The sequence below is a fragment of the Fluviibacter sp. genome (assembly GCF_057744235.1).
The window spans coordinates 1-18106 of record NZ_JBIJFP010000005.1 but is presented as its reverse complement, the minus strand read 5'-3'; the positions used below and the strand labels follow the sequence as shown (position 1 = coordinate 18106).

Here is an 18106-nt window from a genome sequence, read left to right as displayed (position 1 = left end):
CGACATCAAAAATTAACTTTTCAATTATACCGGCCGCCGCAGCCCATTTCTGCTGATTTACGGCAATTCATAAGCATATGCACAATAGATCTAGGCTGATCACGAAAGTTTGCGGATAATCCGATGCATTCACTCAACCATTGATTCCCGAGGTTCCCATGCGTATCGCCAATGACATCACCGACCTGGTTGGCAACACGCCGCTGGTGCGTATTAACCGACTAGGTGCCGGCACGCAGGCCCAGATTGTTGCGAAACTGGAATATTTCAATCCATCCCATAGCGTTAAGGATCGCATCGGAGTCGCCATGATCAACGCGGCGGAACAGGCTGGCCTGATCAAACCGAATACGGTGATTGTCGAGCCGACCAGCGGCAACACCGGCATTGCACTGGCCTTCGTTTGTGCCGCCCGAGGTTACAAGCTCGTTCTGACCATGCCGGAAACCATGTCCAAGGAACGCCGCGCGCTGTTACGTGGCTATGGTGCAGAACTGATTCTGACCCCGGGCCCCGAAGGTATGGGCGGTGCCATCAAAAAAGCGGAAGCACTGGTGGCCGCCAACCCCAATTACTTCATGCCGCAACAGTTCAACAATCCGGCGAATCCGGAGATCCACCGCAACACCACTGCCGAAGAACTTTGGCGCGATACGGATGGCGAAATTGATATCCTCGTGGCCGGCGTCGGCACGGGCGGCACCATTACCGGCATCGCCGAAGCGCTGAAAGCCCGCAAACCGGACTTCAAAGCGATTGCCGTGGAACCGGATGCCTCCCCCGTGCTCTCAGGCGGTGAAAAGGGACCGCACCCGATACAAGGTATTGGTGCCGGCTTCGTACCCGCCGTGCTGAATACCGGCGTGGTGGATGAGGTGATTCGTGTTAAGAACGAAGACGCTTTTGCCATAGCGCGTCGCGCTGCTCAGGAAGAAGGTCTGCTGGTCGGCATTTCGTCGGGTGCTGCACTTTGGGCAGCGCTTGAGGTGGCGCGCCGTCCCGAAAATGAGGGCAAACTGATTGCCGTGATCATTCCGTCCTTTGGTGAACGTTACCTGAGCACCGCGCTCTTCGCCGGCCTGACCGATTAACAGCCTAGATGACTGACACCAAAACAAAAACGCTCCTTGGAGCGTTTTTGTTTTTCATGGTCTGTCTAATCGGTTCAGGCTTTTAGCGGCTGGCTTTCACCGTCGCATTTCCCATAGCAGTCACATTAAGCTCCGTCAGTTCGCGTAGTTGATTCATCGACGCGTTGAACTGGGCAAACGCCTGGGTGGCAGAATCCACGGCGGAATGAATGGCGGCCACCGCCACTTCCGACCCTGCGGGTGAAGTCTGCGTCAGTTGCTCCGCCAAGCGAGCCATATCCGCCTTGAAGTGATCAAATCGTGCTTCAACAATATTCGTCGCGTCTTCACGAGCAGCCGAGGTAATTTCGTACACACTGCGCGTGTAAGCCATACCCTTTTCAACCTGCGGTTGGGCCAGCTTGACCGGCAGGCTCATCGCTTCCTGTGGATTCGATACGGACAAGGCTGCTTTGCCACTCAGGGCTATATCCTCAATGGCTTCGCGAGCCGCATGCAGATTGAGTGCGGCAACGCGTTCGGCCGACGCCAACGCCGTGTTGGCAACCGACAGTAGCGTATCAACGGTCGTTCTTTGAGCGGCCAGGAAAGTTTCAGGGTTGAAAGCAGACATATTTGCCTCCGGAAAAAATTTAGGTGCGACAGTCTAACGCTTTAACATGCATTAAGCATATACCGACCTCTCTGCCTCTCAACCACCAATCCCGTTCGGTCGATGATCATATCGCTGCAAGATCTCGAGTGGCACGTAATCGAGCACATACTGATTCGTGCTTTCCAGAACGATCAGCGGCGCACAACCGGCTTCATGGGCTTCAATCCAGCGACTCAGGCACAGACACCACTGATCTCCGGCCACCAGGCCGGGAAACTGCCATTGCGGCCTTGGTGTCGTCAAATCATTGCCCCGTTGCTGGCTAAACGCCAGAAACGCCTTGGTCATTACGGCACAGACCAGATGTGAGCCGACATCAGAACCTTCCGAACGGCAGCAGCCATCGCGCATAAAACCGGTCAGCGGCTCAAAAGAACACGGCACAATGGGTTCGCCGAACACATTTCGATCAATCATGGGATTTGCACCTTCGACAAATGCAGATAAAAATAGTCAGTTCATTCTAAAACGTCAACGGACTTTGCCGCACTCAGTAAACCCACTATGTACGGCGCACCAGGGCAACGCCCGCAACCGCGACCAGCAAGCCCATCAGACTCATCAGCGACAGGGTTTCATCAAACAACCCCCAGGCAATCAGGGCAGTCACTGGCGGTACCAGATAAAACAGACTGGCGACATTAACCGCACTGCCCTGCCGGATCAGATAATTCAGCAGGCTGATGGCGCCCAAAGACAATACCAGCACCAGCCATCCCAAGGCAAAGAAAAACTCCCCCGAAAAACGAATGTGAAAATCCTCAAGCAGCCACGCCACCGGCAAGGTCACCAGTGCTGCGGCCATAAACTGAACAACCGCACCGGTGCGCCAATCAAAATGCGGACAGAACCGCTTCTGATAGAGCGTGCCCAGGGTGATGCCCAACAAGGCCAATAAGGCGGGCACGGTGCCCGCCAGTGAAAACTCACCCTCAATCCGGCCCGCCAGCACCATCGTCGTTCCCAGAATGCCAAGCACCAACCCGAACCATTGACGTCCACGGACGGCGTCACCCAGAAACAACGTGGCCAGCAGAGCCGTCAGCAAAGGCTGCAAACCCACGAGTAGGCTCACCACGCCCGCCGGCAGCCCTTGACCAATCGCCATGAACACGCCACCCAGATATACGGCCTGGATCAGGCATCCGGCCACCGCCAGATGCCCCCAAAGACGCAAACTGCCCGGCCAGCGGGCACCGGTTGCCCAGGCAACCGTGCTCATCAGCAGAATCACGGCTACATAACGCAGCAGGAGAAAGGTCAGCGGTTCAGCATAAGGCAAGCCATATTTGGCACCGATAAATCCGGTGCTCCACAGAAACACAAACAGTAGCGGGTAAACGCCACTGGCACGGCTGGCGCGGCTTGAAGCGGCAGATTGGATCGGGCTCATAGGCGAATGTTATCCTGTCACCATGTCTTCTGCGCATCAACCAACAGACTGTATCGTTCACAGTAGCCCATGCACCATCACGGCGGTGGACGGCACAGTGCTGCAAGGACATCTGTGGCACGCGGACCCGGAGCAACCGCACACGGCACTACTGATCAATGCCGCCACTGGGGTGGTTGCCCGCTACTACAGCCGCTATGCGGCCTATCTGGCCCGTGCCGGTTTTCTGGTACTGACTTATGACTACCGCGGCATTGGCCTGTCACGTCCGAAATCATTGCGCGGCTTCCGCGCGACCAAACATGATTGGGGCACACTCGACTGCGAAGCTGCCCTGCAATTTCTCCACGCGCAGGCCCCGGATCTCCCGATGAGCTCGGTCTGTCACAGTATCGGTGGCTTTGCCCTCGGGCTAGCCCCGAGTGCCGCCCATGTTCAGCGGGCGCTCTTTGTTGGCTGTCAGTATGCTTACTGGCAGGACTATCGACTATCAGTGCGTCTATTCATGTGGATGAACTGGCATCTGGTGATGCCGATACTCACCAAGCTCTTCGGTTACTTTCCGGGCAAACGTCTGGGGTGGCTGGAAGACCTGCCGGCCGGTGTGGCCATGGAATGGGCAACACGCTTTCACCCGGCCTTTCACCGGCGCTATCGGTCACTACCCCACGCCCAACCAGCGGCTCACGATCAAATTCTTGAAGCACGTATGGCAAACATCCAGGCAGATATTTTGGCTATCGCAGATACCCGTGATCCGTTTGCCACCCCTGCAGCTACCCGCCGGTTGCTGGCTTATTTCCGGAAAAGTCATCGGGAATTCGCCCGAATTAACGCCCGTCATCACCAGCTTCCGAAACTGGGACACTTCGGGTTCTTTCACGACCGATTTGCCAACAGCCTATGGCCGCAAAGCCTGGCCTGGCTGCAGGGTAAAGCACACCCCTGGCCACGCAACTTCGACTGGCCGGCAGATAGCACATCATGACAGCCCCCACCGAACTCCAGGCGGGCACCGCCGAATTCCGCCGGGCCACCTGGGCCCTGGTCATCGGCGGCTTTGCCTGCTTTACGCTGCTGTATGGCACACAACCCATTCTGCCGCAGTTCACCGAAGCCTTTGCCATCTCGCCGACTCTGGCCAGTCTGACGGTCTCGGCCGGCACCCTGGCGCTCGCCTTCCTTCTGATTCCGCTGAGCATGCTGTCAGACCGTTACGGTCGGGCACCGCTGATGAGAGCGGCGCTGCTTGGCGCCACCCTGTTTGCCTGGGCCTCCGCACTGGCACCCGATTTTGAGTGGCTGGTCATGACCCGCGCCGGGGTCGGTGCTTGCATTGCCGCCCTGCCGGCTGCGGCCATGGCCTATCTGGGAGAAGAAATCGCACCGGCTGCCCGTGGGCGCGTCATGGGCATGTACATCGCCGGCAATGCCCTGGGCGGTATGTTCGGGCGTTTTCTCTCGGCACTGGTGACGCAATACAGTAGTTGGCAATTAGGGCTAGCGGCACTGGCAGTCACGGGCATTTTTTGTACCATACTGTTCTGGCGTTTGTTACCGCCAGCGCGGCATTTTCAGAGCCGGTCTCTTGCGCCGCAAGTCTTGTGGGGCGATATCCGACAGATCTATGCCGACCCCGGTCTGCCCTGGCTATTTGCAACTGCGTTCCTGATCATGGGCGCATTTGTCAGTATCTACAACTACTTGGGTTTCCGCCTCAGCGCGGCACCTTATGATCTTGGCCCGGCCGCCATTGGTACCGTGTTTCTGCTTTACGCCATCGGCAGCGCGTCCTCGGCCTGGGCCGGCCACCTGGCAGACCGCTACGGCCGCGGCAAAATCATGCTCGGCATGATCAGCGCCATGGCCGTGGGCGTCCTGGCCACCCTGGATACCAGTCTCGGCATTATCGTTTTGGGGCTGGCCATGTTTACCTTTGGATATTTTGCCACTCATGCCATCGCCAGCGGCTGGGTGGGCTTTCGTGCGGGCGCACGGCGCGGTCTGGTATCGGCCCTTTATCTATCGAGCTATTATCTGGGCAGCAGCTTCCTGGGCAGTACCTCCGGCCCCCTCTGGACGAACTACCAGTGGCCGGGCATGGTCATCGGCCTAATGCTCTGTGTCAGCCTCGTGTTCGCTATCGGGCTTTATCTGACCCGGCTGGAGCACACGGGCCGCTGAAGGTCTTAGCCTCGCAACAACGCCGCCGACCCGGCAGCAGCCTTTTTAAGGACGCGGACTATAAACGCCATCAACGGCCTTCAACGCGGCACGGTTCTCGTCATTGGTGCCACAGGTACCCTTAAGCCCATGAATCACCAGCGCCTGCGGCTCATTGCGGATGTAGAACACGCACTGGCCGTTTTGATTGGCATAGAGAAATTCGTCCGGCTGATCTGTCCGTGTCGCCCAACCCCACAAACTGACACAACCCGCCGGGCCATTGGCACAACCATCACCGGGCACAATATTTCCGGCCGACAGCTTGAAGTTAACTCCGCTGCTACTCAAACCCGTCATACGCAGTTCGGCATGGTTACCCTTGAGAAACAGGCCCGACAGATTCGTCTCTAGCGAACCAGCGAACGCAACGCCGGACAGTAACGCACCGGCAATCAACACCGAAATTTTTTTCATCATGCTTTCCTCTTGAGAACCGGATCGTTCAGTATCCGGCGATATGCATTAAGCTTACGCTATTCTACGATTGATCAGACAAGGTTCACATGTTGCGTTGTACCCTCCTCGCGCTGACGCTGCTTCTTACTGCCTGTGCCGGCCCTAGAGTATTGAACCAGACGCCGGACAGCATCACCTTTGCTTTCCCCAGTGGCCGCCACGGCGTTGAAGACGTCAAGGAAGATGCCGAGCTGTACTGCCGCAAACGCGGCCTTCATGCGGAATTACGTGGCGAAAAATCCTGCAGTGCCGAATGCCTGAGCTGCCCCCTGCAGTGTCGCGCCACCTTTCTCTGCCGCTAAACGCGCACCCCGACGGATCGCATGATTACCCTGAAAAACCTGACACTGCGCCGTGGCGCGCGCGTCCTGATTGACGACGCCAGCTGCACCATCAACCCCGGCGAGCGGGTGGGCCTGGTCGGCCGTAATGGTGCCGGCAAATCCACGCTATTTGCACTCCTCAATGGCACCCTGCACGAAGACCGCGGTGATTTCAGCATCCCGACCCAGTGGCAAATGGCCCAGGTGGCTCAGGACATGCCGGAAACCGAAGACAGCGCCACGCGCTTCGTCATCGAAGGCGACACGCGCCTCATGGCCGCCGAAACCGAAGTTGCCGCAGCCGAGGCCAGTAATGATGGCGAACGCATGGGCCACGCCTATGCCTTACTCAACGATGTGGGTGCGCACGATGCCCAGGCCCGCGCCCAGGCACTGATTCTCGGTCTCGGCTTCAAAACCGGCGAGCTCAATCACCCGGTCAACAGTTTCTCGGGTGGCTGGCGTATGCGTCTGCAACTGGCCCGGGCACTCATGTGCCCGTCGGACCTGCTGCTGCTTGATGAACCCACCAACCACCTTGACCTGGATGCGCTGGTCTGGCTCGAAGCCTGGCTCAAACGCTATACCGGGACGCTCATCGTCATTAGCCATGATCGCGAGTTTCTTGATGCCGTGACCAACGTCACCATCCATATCGACCATGGCAAACTCGTGCGCTATGGTGGGAACTATAGTGCCTTCGAAGACCTGCGTGCGGAACAGCTGGCCATTCAGCAAGCGTCCTTTGCCAAACAGCAGGAAAAAATTGCGCATCTGCAGTCTTTCATCAACCGCTTCAAAGCAAAAGCCAGCAAAGCCAAACAGGCGCAGAGCCGGGTCAAGGCCCTGGAACGTATGGAAAAAATCGCCCCGGTGCTGGCCGATGCGGAATTCAGCTTCACGTTTGACGAACCGGGTGCCCTGCCCAACCCCATGCTGGCCATGGAAGATGCCAGCTTCGGTTACCCGCCCCCGGCGGATGCCGCACCGGAAACCCCGCCCAGCATCATCGTCCAGCACGTTAACCGCTCAGTCCTGGCGGGTCAGCGTATCGGCATTCTGGGCGCCAATGGTCAGGGTAAATCTACCCTGGTCAAAACGATCGCCAAGGATTTGACCGTTCAGGATGGCACAGTCACTGAAGGCCGTGGTCTGACCATCGGCTATTTCGCGCAGCAGGAGCTGGATGTGCTTTCCGCCAACAGCACCCCACTGGAACACATGATTCGCCTGGCCAAAGAAGCCCTGGCCAATGGGGCAACCGGTCGTGACACGCGCCAACAGTCATTGCGCACCTATCTAGGCACCTTCAACTTTAGTGGTGACCAGGTCATGCAGGCGGTAGGCACCATGAGCGGTGGTGAGAAAGCCCGCCTGGTACTGGCCATGATTGTCTGGCAACGTCCGAATCTGTTACTGCTCGATGAGCCTACCAACCACCTCGATCTGGCAACACGAGAAGCCCTCGGTATGGCGCTCAACGAGTTTGAAGGTACCGTCATGCTGGTCAGCCATGATCGTGCGCTCTTACGTTCCGTCTGCGACACCTTCTGGCTGGTGGCCCGCGGTGGCGTCAGTGACTTTGACGGGGATCTCGATGATTACCAGCAATATCTGCTGGAAGAAGCCAAACGTCAGCGCGAAGCTGCCTCACCAGCCAAAACACCAGCCAAGACAGACACAACCGTACCAGCCACCAAAGCCAAGCCGAACACGAACCGTTTAAAAGGTCTGCAACGTGACTTGGAAAAACTGGATCAGCAGATCGCCCGTCTTCAGCAAAACCGCGCCGATCAGGAAGCTGCACTCGCCGAAACGACCGATGCAGCAAGCATTACCGAGACCGGCAATAAACTGCACCGCATCCAGCAGGAACTGGATGCCCTCGAAGCACGTTGGCTGACCCTGGCCGAAGATATCGAGGCCTGCCAGGCCGCCTGACCGCTCATCGATTGGATGCCCCCATGGACACACTCACCCTGATTGCTGTTGCACTGCTTGCCGCCCTAGCCGGTAATGCCATCGGCCTCCTGCTCGGACGCGCCCGCACGGCCACCGCAGAGGCCAAAGCCGAGCGACTGCCTCAATTAGAAGGCCGACTCATCGAATCCGAGCAGCAAGTCAACGCCCTCAATGCCCAGGTCGCGGCGCTCACCACGCAGCTGACACAGGAACGTAACCAGAGCACGGAAAAGCTGGCACTGTTGCAAGGTGCGCGCGATGAACTGACGCTACAGTTCAAAACGCTGGCCAACGACATTCTGGAAGAGAAGTCGAAACGCTTCAGCGAGCAGAACCAACAGAGCCTGGGCCAATTGCTGGACCCGCTGAAAACCAAACTGCAGGAGTTCCAGGGCAAAGTAGAACAGGTTTACGTTCAGGAAGGCAAAGACCGCAGTGCACTGGCTGAACAGGTACGCCAGCTGATGGAGCTCAACCGCACCGTCAGCCAGGAAGCCAACAACCTGACTAAAGCGCTGAAAGGCTCTAACAAAGCCCAGGGTAACTGGGGTGAACTGGTGCTGGAGCGTGTACTGGAAAGCTCTGGGCTGCGCAAAGGCGAAGAATACGATGTGCAGGAAAGCCACACCCTGGCTGATGGCCGCCGACTGCAACCCGATGTCGTGGTGCACCTGCCGGAAGACCGGCATCTGGTCATTGATGCCAAAGCCACACTGATCGCGTATGAAGACTACGCCAACGCTGAAGACGAAAAACACCGGGATGCCGCCCTCAAGCGCCACCTGGATGCTGTACGCGCGCACATCAAAGGCCTCTCGGACAAAAACTACCAGGATCTCTATGGCCTGAAGTCGCTGGACTTCGTTCTCATGTTCATCCCGATTGAGCCGGCCTTCATGCTCGCCGTGACACATGATCGCGAGCTGTTCATGGATGCCTGGAACAAGAACGTGCTGCTCGTCAGCCCCTCCACTCTGCTTTTCGTTGTGCGCACAGTGGCCAACCTCTGGCGCCAGGAAGCCCAGAACCGCAACGCCCAGGATATTGCCAAGCGTGGCGCCGAGCTCTATGACAAACTGGCCGGTTTTGTGGAAGACATGGAATCGCTGGGCAACCGCCTGAGCCAGGCGCAAAAGGATTACGACGGTGCCATCAACAAACTGTCGACCGGGCGCGGTAACCTGATCCGCCAGGCCGAAATGCTGAAAAAGCTGGGTGTCAAACCCAGTAAATCGCTACCGGCGCCGATGGTGGAACAGGCCAATGATGCGGCGGATATGGAATAGACCCCATGGGAATAACCCCCAAGGCATCAGCCCAGCCCGCTTTATTCAGCCTGCTTGAAGAAATCTGGCTTCTGATCCCGTGGTAACTGCTTCAGAGCCCACTCGGCCCGTGAAGCGCTGGCCCGATCCGGATACTCGGCCTGCGCCACAACACGCAGCGGTGGATTCGCCCGCGTGTAGCGAGCGCCTTTACCCTGCTGATGTGCGCTCAACCTTGCCGCCACGTCGGTGGTAATGCCCGCGTAATAACTGCCGTTCGTGCATTCCAGCAGATAAAGGAACCAGGGCTTCATCAGGGCAGACCAGGTCGATCTAGAACACTGACGCCGGCGGTGCCATCAGCACACGTGGCGTCACAGCCCCCTCTGCCAGATAGAGCATGCCTTCCTGAATCGTCCAGGATAGCTTCATGGTCCGGCTGGCCACGGCCACCAACTGGGCGCTATCCTCCGGCGAGACATGCAGCACCGTCAGATTCTCATAGCGCAACAATACGGGCGCATTCTGCTGCCACCACAAATCGGCCTGACGAGCCCCATAGGTCAACACAACTACCTGATCCGCGCGGCTACAGGCCTTTTTGATGCGGGCTTCATCCGGCAGGCCCACATCGATCCAGCGGCGCATCACGCCACCGGGATCAATCTCCCACAATGCCGCGTCTTCTTCGTTTGATAAACCACGTCCGAAACGCAGGTCTTCAGACGCATAAAGTGCAAAGCCCAGTAAACGCATCATCACCCGCTCCATCGTCTCCGACGGGTGCTGAGCAATCGTCAGGGCGTAGTCGCCGAAGTGATTGCGATCCAGATCTGCCGCCTGCAGATCGGCCTTGAAAACGGTTGCTTTGAGTGCCATGGTTCCTATCCGAAAGGCAGAAGGCTACGCGTAACTGCCGCGTCTGCCAAATATCACAAATTGCCGCTGCATGATTCCGCTGGCCCATGCCCGATGCCGCTACAATGCGGCATGTCGTTTATCACGCCACCGACCATCCACTGGCAGGGCACCGCTCTGCCCGGCCAGCCAGCACAGCCCCACCATGCCCGCTGGATTTCCGAAGCCGGTCTACCCCCGCCTGACCGGGTTGTCGTCGCCAACGACACCCTTTCGGCCGATGCCGCATTCAAACTCATTCAGTCGGGTACGGCCCTGCTCTGGCAAGGTGATTATCCGAATGCACGCCACCTGCTTCAGGCACTGGCGCGTCGCGTGGATCGGCCGGGCCGCAATGCGCCCGCCCCTGCCAATACGGCTCTCGACGCCTTTGAACGGCACCGGGCTTCTCAAGGACGTCGCGCCACGCTGCTAGCACGCCTGCTCGTACCACTCAGCGCAAACTACCACTTGCTACTGCGTCGCGGCCAGGACGTCCACGAGGCCTGCATCGCCGCCCTCGGCCCGGTCAACCCGGATGCCGGCGATGCCGTCATATCACTGCGCGGACTCCTGGCCATCGTCAGCGCTTACGAATGGCGTAAAAAAGGTGCCTGGGTGCCTGCGCTGGATGCCCGAATTCACCCGCATTTCGGGGTGTTCTCGCCGGTTCGTGGCGAATATGTGGATCTGGTGGGAAAGGCCCCATTACCGCAGCCCTGCAAAGAAGCTTGGGATATCGGTACCGGTTCGGGAGTGCTGACCTGCTTGCTGGCCAAACGCGGTATTCCGCAGGTGATTGGTACCGACCTCTCGCAACGGGCACTCGCCTGTGCCTGGAATAATGTGCAACAGCTCGGGTACGCCGGTCAGGTCACTCTGTTGGCGGCTGACCTGTTCCCCACCGGCCGCTCGGCAGCCGATCTAATTGTCTGCAATCCGCCCTGGGTACCCGCCCACCCGACATCGCCCGTGGAAACGGCCGTCTATGACCCGGATTCCCAGATGCTCAAAGCCTTTCTTGCTGGTGCTGGACAACACCTGAGCCCGCAGGGCGAAGCCTGGCTGATCCTGTCGGATATCGCCGAGCATCTGGGTTTACGTCGGCGGGCAGAACTGCTTGACTGGATCACCGCCGGCGGCCTACAGGTTGTCGACCGGCTGGAGGTTCGGCCCCATCACCCGAAGACGCGCAACAACACTGACGCACTGCACCAAGCACGTTCTGCTGAAATCACCGCCCTGTGGCGACTAAAAAAAACCTGAAAACTTGCCGAAATAGGACGATTAAGAAGTTGAAGCATTGACGAGCACGGCTTCGGTGCGGATACTCATAAGTTCGCCGGCATAACCAAAAGGCAATCAAAAAAGCTCGCACAACGAGCCCACCATAACTACTTGAATTCAAGGGGACACCATGGCTGACAAGAAGTCGAAGATTATCTACACGCTCACAGACGAAGCACCACTACTCGCAACCTGTGCCTTCCTGCCAATCATCCGTACCTTTACGGAACCGGCCGGTATCGAAATCGTGAAGAGCGACATCTCGGTTTCTGCCCGTGTTCTCGCAGAGTTTGCTGAATTCCTCAAAGAGGATCAAAAATTACCTGACACGCTGGCCGAACTCGGCAAGCTGACACTGCAACCAGACACCAACATCATCAAGCTGCCAAACATCAGTGCCTCGGTGGCTCAGCTCAAAGCCTGCGTCAAAGAACTGCAAGCCAAGGGTTATGCCATTCCAAACTACCCTGAAGACCCCAAGACCGAAGAAGAAAAGAGTATCGCCAAGCGCTTCGGCAAGTGCCTGGGTTCGGCCGTCAACCCGGTACTACGCGAAGGCAACTCGGATCGCCGTGCGCCGCAAGCCGTGAAAAACTTCGCTCGCAAGCACCCGCACTCGATGGGCACCTGGAACCAGTGGTCGCAAACACACGTATCACATATGCATGGCGGTGACTTCTACCATGGCGAAAAGTCGATGACGCTCGACAAAGCCCGCAACGTGCGTATGGAACTGATTGCCAAGGGTGGTAAAGCCATCGTACTGAAAGAGAAGGTTGCACTGCAGGCCGGCGAAATCATCGATTCGATGTTCATGAGCAAGAAGGCACTGTGCGACTTTTACGAGAAGGAACTCGAAGATTGCCGCAAGTCCGGCATCCTCTTCTCACTGCACGTAAAGGCCACCATGATGAAGGTTTCGCACCCCATCGTGTTTGGTCACTGCGTCAAGATTTTCTACAAAGAAGCTTTCGAGAAGCACGGCAAGTTGTTTGAAGAACTGGGCATCAACGTGAATAACGGCATGGTGGATCTGTATGAAAAGATCAAAACCCTGCCAGAATCAAAGCGTGATGAGATCGTGCGCGATCTGCACGCCTGCCAGGAGCACCGTCCTAAACTGGCCATGGTCGACTCGGCCAAGGGCATCACCAACTTCCACTCACCTAACGACATCATCGTTGATGCATCAATGCCGGCCATGATTCGCGCAGGCGGCAAAATGTGGGGTGCCGATGGTAAGCAGTACGATGCCAAGTGCGTTATGCCGGAATCGACCTTTGCCCGTATCTATCAGGAAATGATCAACTTCTGTAAGACCAACGGCAACTTCGATCCGAAGACCATGGGCACCGTACCGAACGTGGGCCTGATGGCTCAGAAGGCTGAAGAATACGGTTCACACGACAAGACCTTTGAAATCACCGAAGATGGCATCGCCAACATCGTCGACATCGACACTGGCGAAGTGCTGCTGACGCAGAACGTTGAAAAGGGCGACATCTGGCGTATGTGCCAGGTCAAGGACGAACCAATCCGTGACTGGGTCAAGCTGGCCGTTACCCGCGCTCGCAACTCGAATACCCCTGCCATCTTCTGGCTCGACCCGTACCGTCCGCATGAAGCCGAACTGATCAAGAAAGTTAAAAAGAACCTGATCGATCACGACCTCACCGGCCTCGATATCCAGATCATGTCGCAGGTTCGCGCCATGCGCTTCACCCTGGAACGCGTAATCCGCGGTCTCGACACCATCTCGGTCACCGGCAACATTCTGCGTGACTACCTGACCGACCTCTTCCCGATTATGGAACTGGGCACCTCGGCCAAGATGCTGTCGATCGTACCGCTCATGGCGGGCGGTGGCATGTACGAAACCGGTGCCGGCGGCTCAGCACCGAAGCATGTACAACAGCTGACCGAAGAAAACCACCTACGCTGGGATTCGCTGGGAGAATTCCTGGCATTGGCCGTGTCTCTGGAAGATCTCGGCATTAAGACCGGTAACGAACGTGCCAAGCTGCTGGCCAAAACGCTGGACGCTGCCACCGGTAAGCTGCTGGACAACAACAAGTCGCCATCGCCCAAGACCGGTGAGCTCGACAACCGTGGTAGCCAGTTCTACCTGGCCATGTACTGGGCCCAGGAACTGGCCAACCAGACGGAAGACAAAGAGCTGGCTGCCCAGTTTAAGGCCCTCGCCAAAACACTGACCGACAATGAAGCCCAGATCGTGGCCGAAATGAAGACCGTGCAAGGCAAGGCTGTGGATATCGGCGGTTACTACAAAGCCGACTCCGAGAAGTGTAAAGCTGTTATGCGTCCGAGCGCTACGCTCAACGCTGCATTGAAGGCCGCACGCGCTTAATAAGCATCGTCCCTCGCAAAAGCCCACCCTTCGCGGTGGGCTTTTTTTCGCTTATAAACTGAAACTAATAAGACAACCGGGCATACGGTGTCTTTGCCGAAGCCTCAATCGCCTGACGTAGCGTGATAACGCCCTGCTCTTCCAGCAAGGGCACCAGCTTCAGAAATACCTGTGCCGTGGCCACCGCATCTGAATAAGCGCTGTGGCGATGTTCAATCGTTACGCCCAATAGCGCCATACTCGACTCCAGACTATGATGCGGCTGATTCGGATAGGCCACTGCCGATAGCAACAGCGTATCCAGCACCGGCTGACGGAACACCACCCGGGTGCTTTGCTCCTTCAACTGCAGGAAGCGCATATCAAAAGCCACGTTGTGGCCCAGCAATACCCGGCCCTCACAGAAATCATAGAACTCAGGCAACACCTGGGTCATCGTCGGTTTGCCCCGTACCGCCGCATCGCTAATGCCGTGAATCTTTTCACTCTCCGGGCTAATCGGCCGTAGCGGATCAATCAGCATCTCAAACGCATGATCGGCCTCTAGGTGCCCATCCGTTACGTGCAATGCGCCAATCTGGATGATCTCGTCACCATGACTCGGCTGCAAGCCCGTAGTTTCAGTGTCAAACGCGGTATAGGACAGATGCCGCAAGGCATGATCCAGTACCGAAGACCCCGCCGAGCGTTCACATAATGCCTCGTACATTGAACGCTGTTCGGCGATTCGAGCTTCGACCTCGTCAATGCGATGATCTCGCTGATCCGCCAGGCGATTCATCGCGCCAATCACGGCCTGCAACTCGGGCGGCCCCTGAACGTCTAGGCGCAAATCCCGGTTACTTGTCAGCATCACCGTTAAACGCTCTGCCATCGCAGCCATGCCAGTCACATAGGCCTGAAAGAGCCGGTTCAAAAGCACAAAACCTGCGAGCAAAGCACCCAACGTTAGCAGCGCCCCCAGAGGCATCAGCTGCTGGAAATAATGGACAAAAATCGCCCGGTGTTCTACGGTACCCTCCGTCCAGGCAAAGATCGACACTGCCACAAAGGGGCCCGCCATCAGGATCGACAACACCACAGCAGCGAGGATATAGCGGGTTCTGGCAGTGAGCTGGCTCAAGGGATTAATCTCCATCACATATTCCGAACCAGAATACAGAAACTTGCATGGACCGTCACCCACCCTTGTTGCTGGAACGCCATTGATCAAACTCCCGCGTGTTCTGGGCACTTTCAGCTTCAATCGTATCCGGTGGCAATTGCTTCATGCATTCGGCGAGGGTTTTAGGATCGGGCTTCTCGATGATCGGTGGGTCGGCCTGGACTTTGGCGGACTTACCGTCCCAGGCAAAGCGATTACGGAATACCGGCGGATCCGGCAGACAATCATCCCGGTAGACGGGCGGTCCGTCCGCAGCAAAGGGCTGAAACGAGATGGTTCTTTCAAAGATCAAGGGCTGCCCCGTTGGCGTGGAGGGCAATGGCGGCATTGACTCGATGGCCTTTCTGGCCAGTTTTTCTGCAACCTCCGATGTGCTCCACAACGTTTCAAGCTTGGCTAACTTGCCATCCGGCGCAATCTCAACCCGGAAGCGCACCACACCCTGATCCGGGCCTTCGACGGCCGTGCCCATCATACTGCGTACCTGCTGACCCCAGTTATAGCGATAGCGTTTACTGTTCTTTAAGGTGTACGTGCTCGCCAATGCCCATTCTTCGGCGCTTGGTGCCGCTGGGGCTGACATCGAAGCAGGTTCACGGGGTGGCGTGATCAATTCGGTAGCGACCGCCATCTCTGATTCTGCGACATTAGGGGTTTCAGAGTTCTGCACTGGTGCGGGCTGAACAGGTTCCAGCACAGGTGGTGGCTTCACTAACTCAACTGCAAAAATCCTCTCCTGAGGCTCGTGAAGTATGGGATGGCTACTGAAAAGCCATACAAAGACCCCGTGCATGAATACAGCCAGCACGGCAGCAATAAGGTAGTCTTTGCGAAATGTCATAAGTCTGAAGATACCATCGCACAAAACAAAAAACCCCACGGAATTTGCGGGGCTTAGGTATCTAGCGGACAGGGCGTCTGCAATAAATGCTCTGTAATCCTTTACAGAGGCGGGTTACGAAAATTGATCCACTAAAACCCATCACCCTACCCACCAATATTTTGCCTAAATTGTGCTTCACTGATTGATGACGCTTTCCAGTGAACGCAAGCGGTTAATGATTTGTTCAAATACGGGCGGATCACCGATAAACATACCTGCAACTATCATCTGCCGGAAATCATCGTGTAAGGCGACCAAAACGTCTTCATCTGGAATGAGTCTGAGTTGTCCTACTAAACACGCATCGTAGTTGGCATAACTTGCGTTATAGAATACTTTCTTGTGTTTGATGACATCCGCCAGCAGAGCGCGATCCGCTATAGCGGCCTGACCATACTCAAGATCAGCCAGCATCGCAAGATCGTACCAGTGGCGAGACAAACGTAAAGCAGAGGCACGGAACTCATTGCGCTGACACTCGACGTGCATCAATGTGGCCTTCTCCCAAAATGTACGCGCCGGAGACAACACACTTACAATGGCACACGGAAGCTCAAGGTCAGCCTCCATCTGAGCAATATCAGGCATTACCTGATGTTCAATATTTGGTTCCGTGATGTTTCGACCACCAAACTCAATCAGCACACTGTTGCCCATATAGTCCGATGGCGCTTCCAAAGCGCTCGGATAATGCAGGCGCAGTTTTTCACCATCTTCGCTGACTTCAAGTTCGAACGCATCTGTATCAAACTCGGCTGATAGCAAACTCTGAAAGTGAGGCACCACAACATCATGGACATATTCGCGCACGAAGGCTTTAAGGTCGTCACTAAACTTTTTCAGTCGTGTTTTTGATACGCCTTCGGCAAACGGATCAAAACTGCTATCCAGCCCTCGATAGTCGAGGGTAATATCAACGTCCTCAGAAAATCTGGCAATGGCGTTGTACACCTTAGAAAGCGAAGTGCCACCTTTGAAAGCCATTGGTAGACGGTCAGGCATGGTGAATAAGGTTTGCAACACCCAACAGACCCACACATCCTTTTCAAGCACGCCGGGTGATCGTCCAAGTTGCGGGGCCAACCCCTGATAGATTTGGGCCTGCTCTTTGATTCCAAGGTTTAGGAAGCGTTCAGCCATGAACAGCCAATCGCTCGTTTCGGAAGATGGCATTGCTCATCCACGCGGGCATGGACGATGTAGCTCCCTTCAGCGCCGCAAATTCATTGGGGCCCAGTTTGTGACGAATTTTTTCAACGAGAGCCGGTGTCACTTCTTTTTTACCAAGGTACCACATCGCAGCAAGAGCGAGCCCAGCCGGTCGACCAGCCAACGCAAGCTTACGTTGGCAGACATGTTGCAAACTTATCTCCATCTTGCCGACACGAATCCGCTTAGACGGACCGGATGTTACAAAAACTGGCTGAGTTGGCATCTGCGTGGTGAGCTCGAGTCGACGTGCGGCCTCGGCGCCGTGAACCTGGATTACAGCACCTGTAGTCTTCGCAATTGTCTCAGCCACTTTAAGAGGCGATGGACTAACCTTACCGACGAAACGGCTGATTTCCGGCAGAACAAAGACACCGCGTGTCACACGTTCAATCACCCCTGCCTTAACGAGACGCGCAAGAGTCTGATCGACAGATGCGCGCGTCCCGCACTCCAGGAATGCAGTCGGGGTAAATGGCTCCCCGACCGGCATCGCCTCAATGCGCTGACGGATTGCTTTGGCAGTTTTAATCGTCGTACTCATGTAAGAAAATATAGTAGACTTTCTGACAATTTGCAAGAACCGACTAATCATATAGAGCAAGTCTCACCCGTCAAAGCCGATATGATTTTGTTAAGGTACGTAAGTTAATAAAAACCAATGGCTATATATTTGTATGGCAGGATAGGCCTCGGGGTGCCAACTGTCTTACGGACGATGAGAGTGCCTGCTTCATGAGGGAAAACCGAATAGTTGACTAAAACCTAAGGTTTTGTATCAATACAAAACCTCTTCAGTCCGAGGGTGTCCTGAATTTTGTGTAAACGGTCATTTGGCAGGAAACTGCCGTATTGACCGGAGGCACCATGAGCAGCAAGAAACACGACGTACCTGAAGCATTACTCACATCTTTACTGGCGAACTA

At 56.3% G+C, this 18106-nt stretch carries 18 protein-coding genes; 8 read left to right on the top strand and 10 right to left on the bottom strand.

Translation table 11 applies throughout. The annotated features are described in order from the left end of the window. Positions 1 to 158 precede the first annotated feature (158 nt). Positions 159 to 1091, top strand: coding sequence for a cysteine synthase A (gene cysK / locus AC3GOJ_RS04345; RefSeq protein WP_488236238.1), 933 nt, complete (start codon positions 159 to 161; stop codon positions 1089 to 1091). An 82-nt stretch (positions 1092 to 1173) separates the two neighbouring features. On the opposite strand, the gene AC3GOJ_RS04340 is transcribed toward cysK, so the two are convergent. From AC3GOJ_RS04340 to AC3GOJ_RS04330, 3 genes are all read right to left on the bottom strand, one after another. Beyond that, a complete protein-coding gene (locus tag AC3GOJ_RS04340; RefSeq protein ID WP_488236237.1) occupies positions 1174 to 1704 on the bottom strand; it encodes a phasin family protein in 531 nt (176 codons plus the stop codon). A 78-nt stretch (positions 1705 to 1782) separates the two neighbouring features. Next, positions 1783 to 2163, bottom strand: coding sequence for a DUF2237 family protein (locus AC3GOJ_RS04335; RefSeq protein ID WP_488236236.1), 381 nt, complete (start codon positions 2161 to 2163; stop codon positions 1783 to 1785). Between the two features lie 85 nt (positions 2164 to 2248). Beyond that, positions 2249 to 3139, bottom strand: coding sequence for a DMT family transporter (locus tag AC3GOJ_RS04330; RefSeq protein ID WP_488236235.1), 891 nt, complete (start codon positions 3137 to 3139; stop codon positions 2249 to 2251). Between the two features lie 22 nt (positions 3140 to 3161). Here AC3GOJ_RS04330 and AC3GOJ_RS04325 point away from each other — a divergent pair, with 22 nt between their 5' ends. Further along, on the top strand, positions 3162 to 4127 hold the full coding sequence (locus AC3GOJ_RS04325; RefSeq protein ID WP_488236234.1) for an alpha/beta hydrolase family protein: 966 nt from the start codon (positions 3162 to 3164) through the stop codon (positions 4125 to 4127). Beyond that, on the top strand, positions 4124 to 5323 hold the full coding sequence (locus AC3GOJ_RS04320) for an MFS transporter (RefSeq protein WP_488236233.1): 1200 nt from the start codon (positions 4124 to 4126) through the stop codon (positions 5321 to 5323). Before AC3GOJ_RS04325 ends, AC3GOJ_RS04320 begins: the two co-directional genes overlap by 4 nt. Before the next feature lie 45 nt (positions 5324 to 5368). Here the strand turns inward: AC3GOJ_RS04320 and AC3GOJ_RS04315 are convergent, their stop codons facing one another. Beyond that, the gene (locus tag AC3GOJ_RS04315; protein ID WP_488236232.1) at positions 5369 to 5782 is read right to left on the bottom strand and encodes a hypothetical protein; all 414 of its coding nucleotides are present in this window, start codon (positions 5780 to 5782) and stop codon (positions 5369 to 5371) included. Positions 5783 to 5868: 86 nt separating this feature from the next. Here AC3GOJ_RS04315 and AC3GOJ_RS04310 point away from each other — a divergent pair, with 86 nt between their 5' ends. The 3 genes from AC3GOJ_RS04310 to AC3GOJ_RS04300 are packed head-to-tail and all read left to right on the top strand — an operon-like array spanning position 5869 to position 9392. Next, positions 5869 to 6123: a hypothetical protein gene (locus AC3GOJ_RS04310; protein ID WP_488236231.1), complete on the top strand. Its 255-nt coding sequence runs from the start codon at positions 5869 to 5871 to the stop codon at positions 6121 to 6123. Positions 6124 to 6144: 21 nt separating this feature from the next. Then, on the top strand, positions 6145 to 8085 hold the full coding sequence (locus AC3GOJ_RS04305; RefSeq protein WP_488236230.1) for an ABC-F family ATP-binding cassette domain-containing protein: 1941 nt from the start codon (positions 6145 to 6147) through the stop codon (positions 8083 to 8085). Positions 8086 to 8108: 23 nt separating this feature from the next. Further along, entirely contained in the window at positions 8109 to 9392 is a 1284-nt protein-coding gene (locus tag AC3GOJ_RS04300) for a DNA recombination protein RmuC (protein ID WP_488236229.1), read from the top strand. A 41-nt stretch (positions 9393 to 9433) separates the two neighbouring features. On the opposite strand, the gene AC3GOJ_RS04295 is transcribed toward AC3GOJ_RS04300, so the two are convergent. Next, positions 9434 to 9685 (bottom strand): GIY-YIG nuclease family protein, encoded by a 252-nt coding sequence (locus tag AC3GOJ_RS04295; protein WP_488236228.1) that lies wholly within the window; start codon positions 9683 to 9685, stop codon positions 9434 to 9436. A gap of 19 nt (positions 9686 to 9704) precedes the next feature. Continuing rightward, positions 9705 to 10250 carry a YaeQ family protein gene (locus AC3GOJ_RS04290; protein ID WP_488236227.1) on the bottom strand — a complete coding sequence of 182 codons (546 nt, stop codon included), beginning with the start codon at positions 10248 to 10250 and terminating at the stop codon, positions 9705 to 9707. 111 nt (positions 10251 to 10361) lie between these two features. On the opposite strand from AC3GOJ_RS04290, the gene AC3GOJ_RS04285 reads away from it, so the two are divergent. Then, positions 10362 to 11534, top strand: coding sequence for a methyltransferase (locus tag AC3GOJ_RS04285; RefSeq protein ID WP_488236226.1), 1173 nt, complete (start codon positions 10362 to 10364; stop codon positions 11532 to 11534). A 151-nt stretch (positions 11535 to 11685) separates the two neighbouring features. Next, positions 11686 to 13923, top strand: coding sequence for an NADP-dependent isocitrate dehydrogenase (locus tag AC3GOJ_RS04280; protein ID WP_488236225.1), 2238 nt, complete (start codon positions 11686 to 11688; stop codon positions 13921 to 13923). A gap of 64 nt (positions 13924 to 13987) precedes the next feature. Here the strand turns inward: AC3GOJ_RS04280 and AC3GOJ_RS04275 are convergent, their stop codons facing one another. From AC3GOJ_RS04275 to AC3GOJ_RS04260, 4 genes are all read right to left on the bottom strand, one after another. Continuing rightward, positions 13988 to 15046: a 3'-5' exonuclease gene (locus tag AC3GOJ_RS04275; protein WP_488236224.1), complete on the bottom strand. Its 1059-nt coding sequence runs from the start codon at positions 15044 to 15046 to the stop codon at positions 13988 to 13990. A gap of 55 nt (positions 15047 to 15101) precedes the next feature. Beyond that, positions 15102 to 15719, bottom strand: coding sequence for an energy transducer TonB family protein (locus AC3GOJ_RS04270; protein WP_488236223.1), 618 nt, complete (start codon positions 15717 to 15719; stop codon positions 15102 to 15104). Positions 15720 to 16106: 387 nt separating this feature from the next. After that, positions 16107 to 17144 (bottom strand): nucleotidyl transferase AbiEii/AbiGii toxin family protein, encoded by a 1038-nt coding sequence (locus tag AC3GOJ_RS04265; RefSeq protein WP_488236222.1) that lies wholly within the window; start codon positions 17142 to 17144, stop codon positions 16107 to 16109. After that, entirely contained in the window at positions 17104 to 17724 is a 621-nt protein-coding gene (locus AC3GOJ_RS04260; protein ID WP_488236221.1) for a DUF6088 family protein, read from the bottom strand. The genes AC3GOJ_RS04265 and AC3GOJ_RS04260 overlap by 41 nt, the downstream gene beginning before the upstream one ends. Positions 17725 to 18106 lie beyond the last annotated feature (382 nt).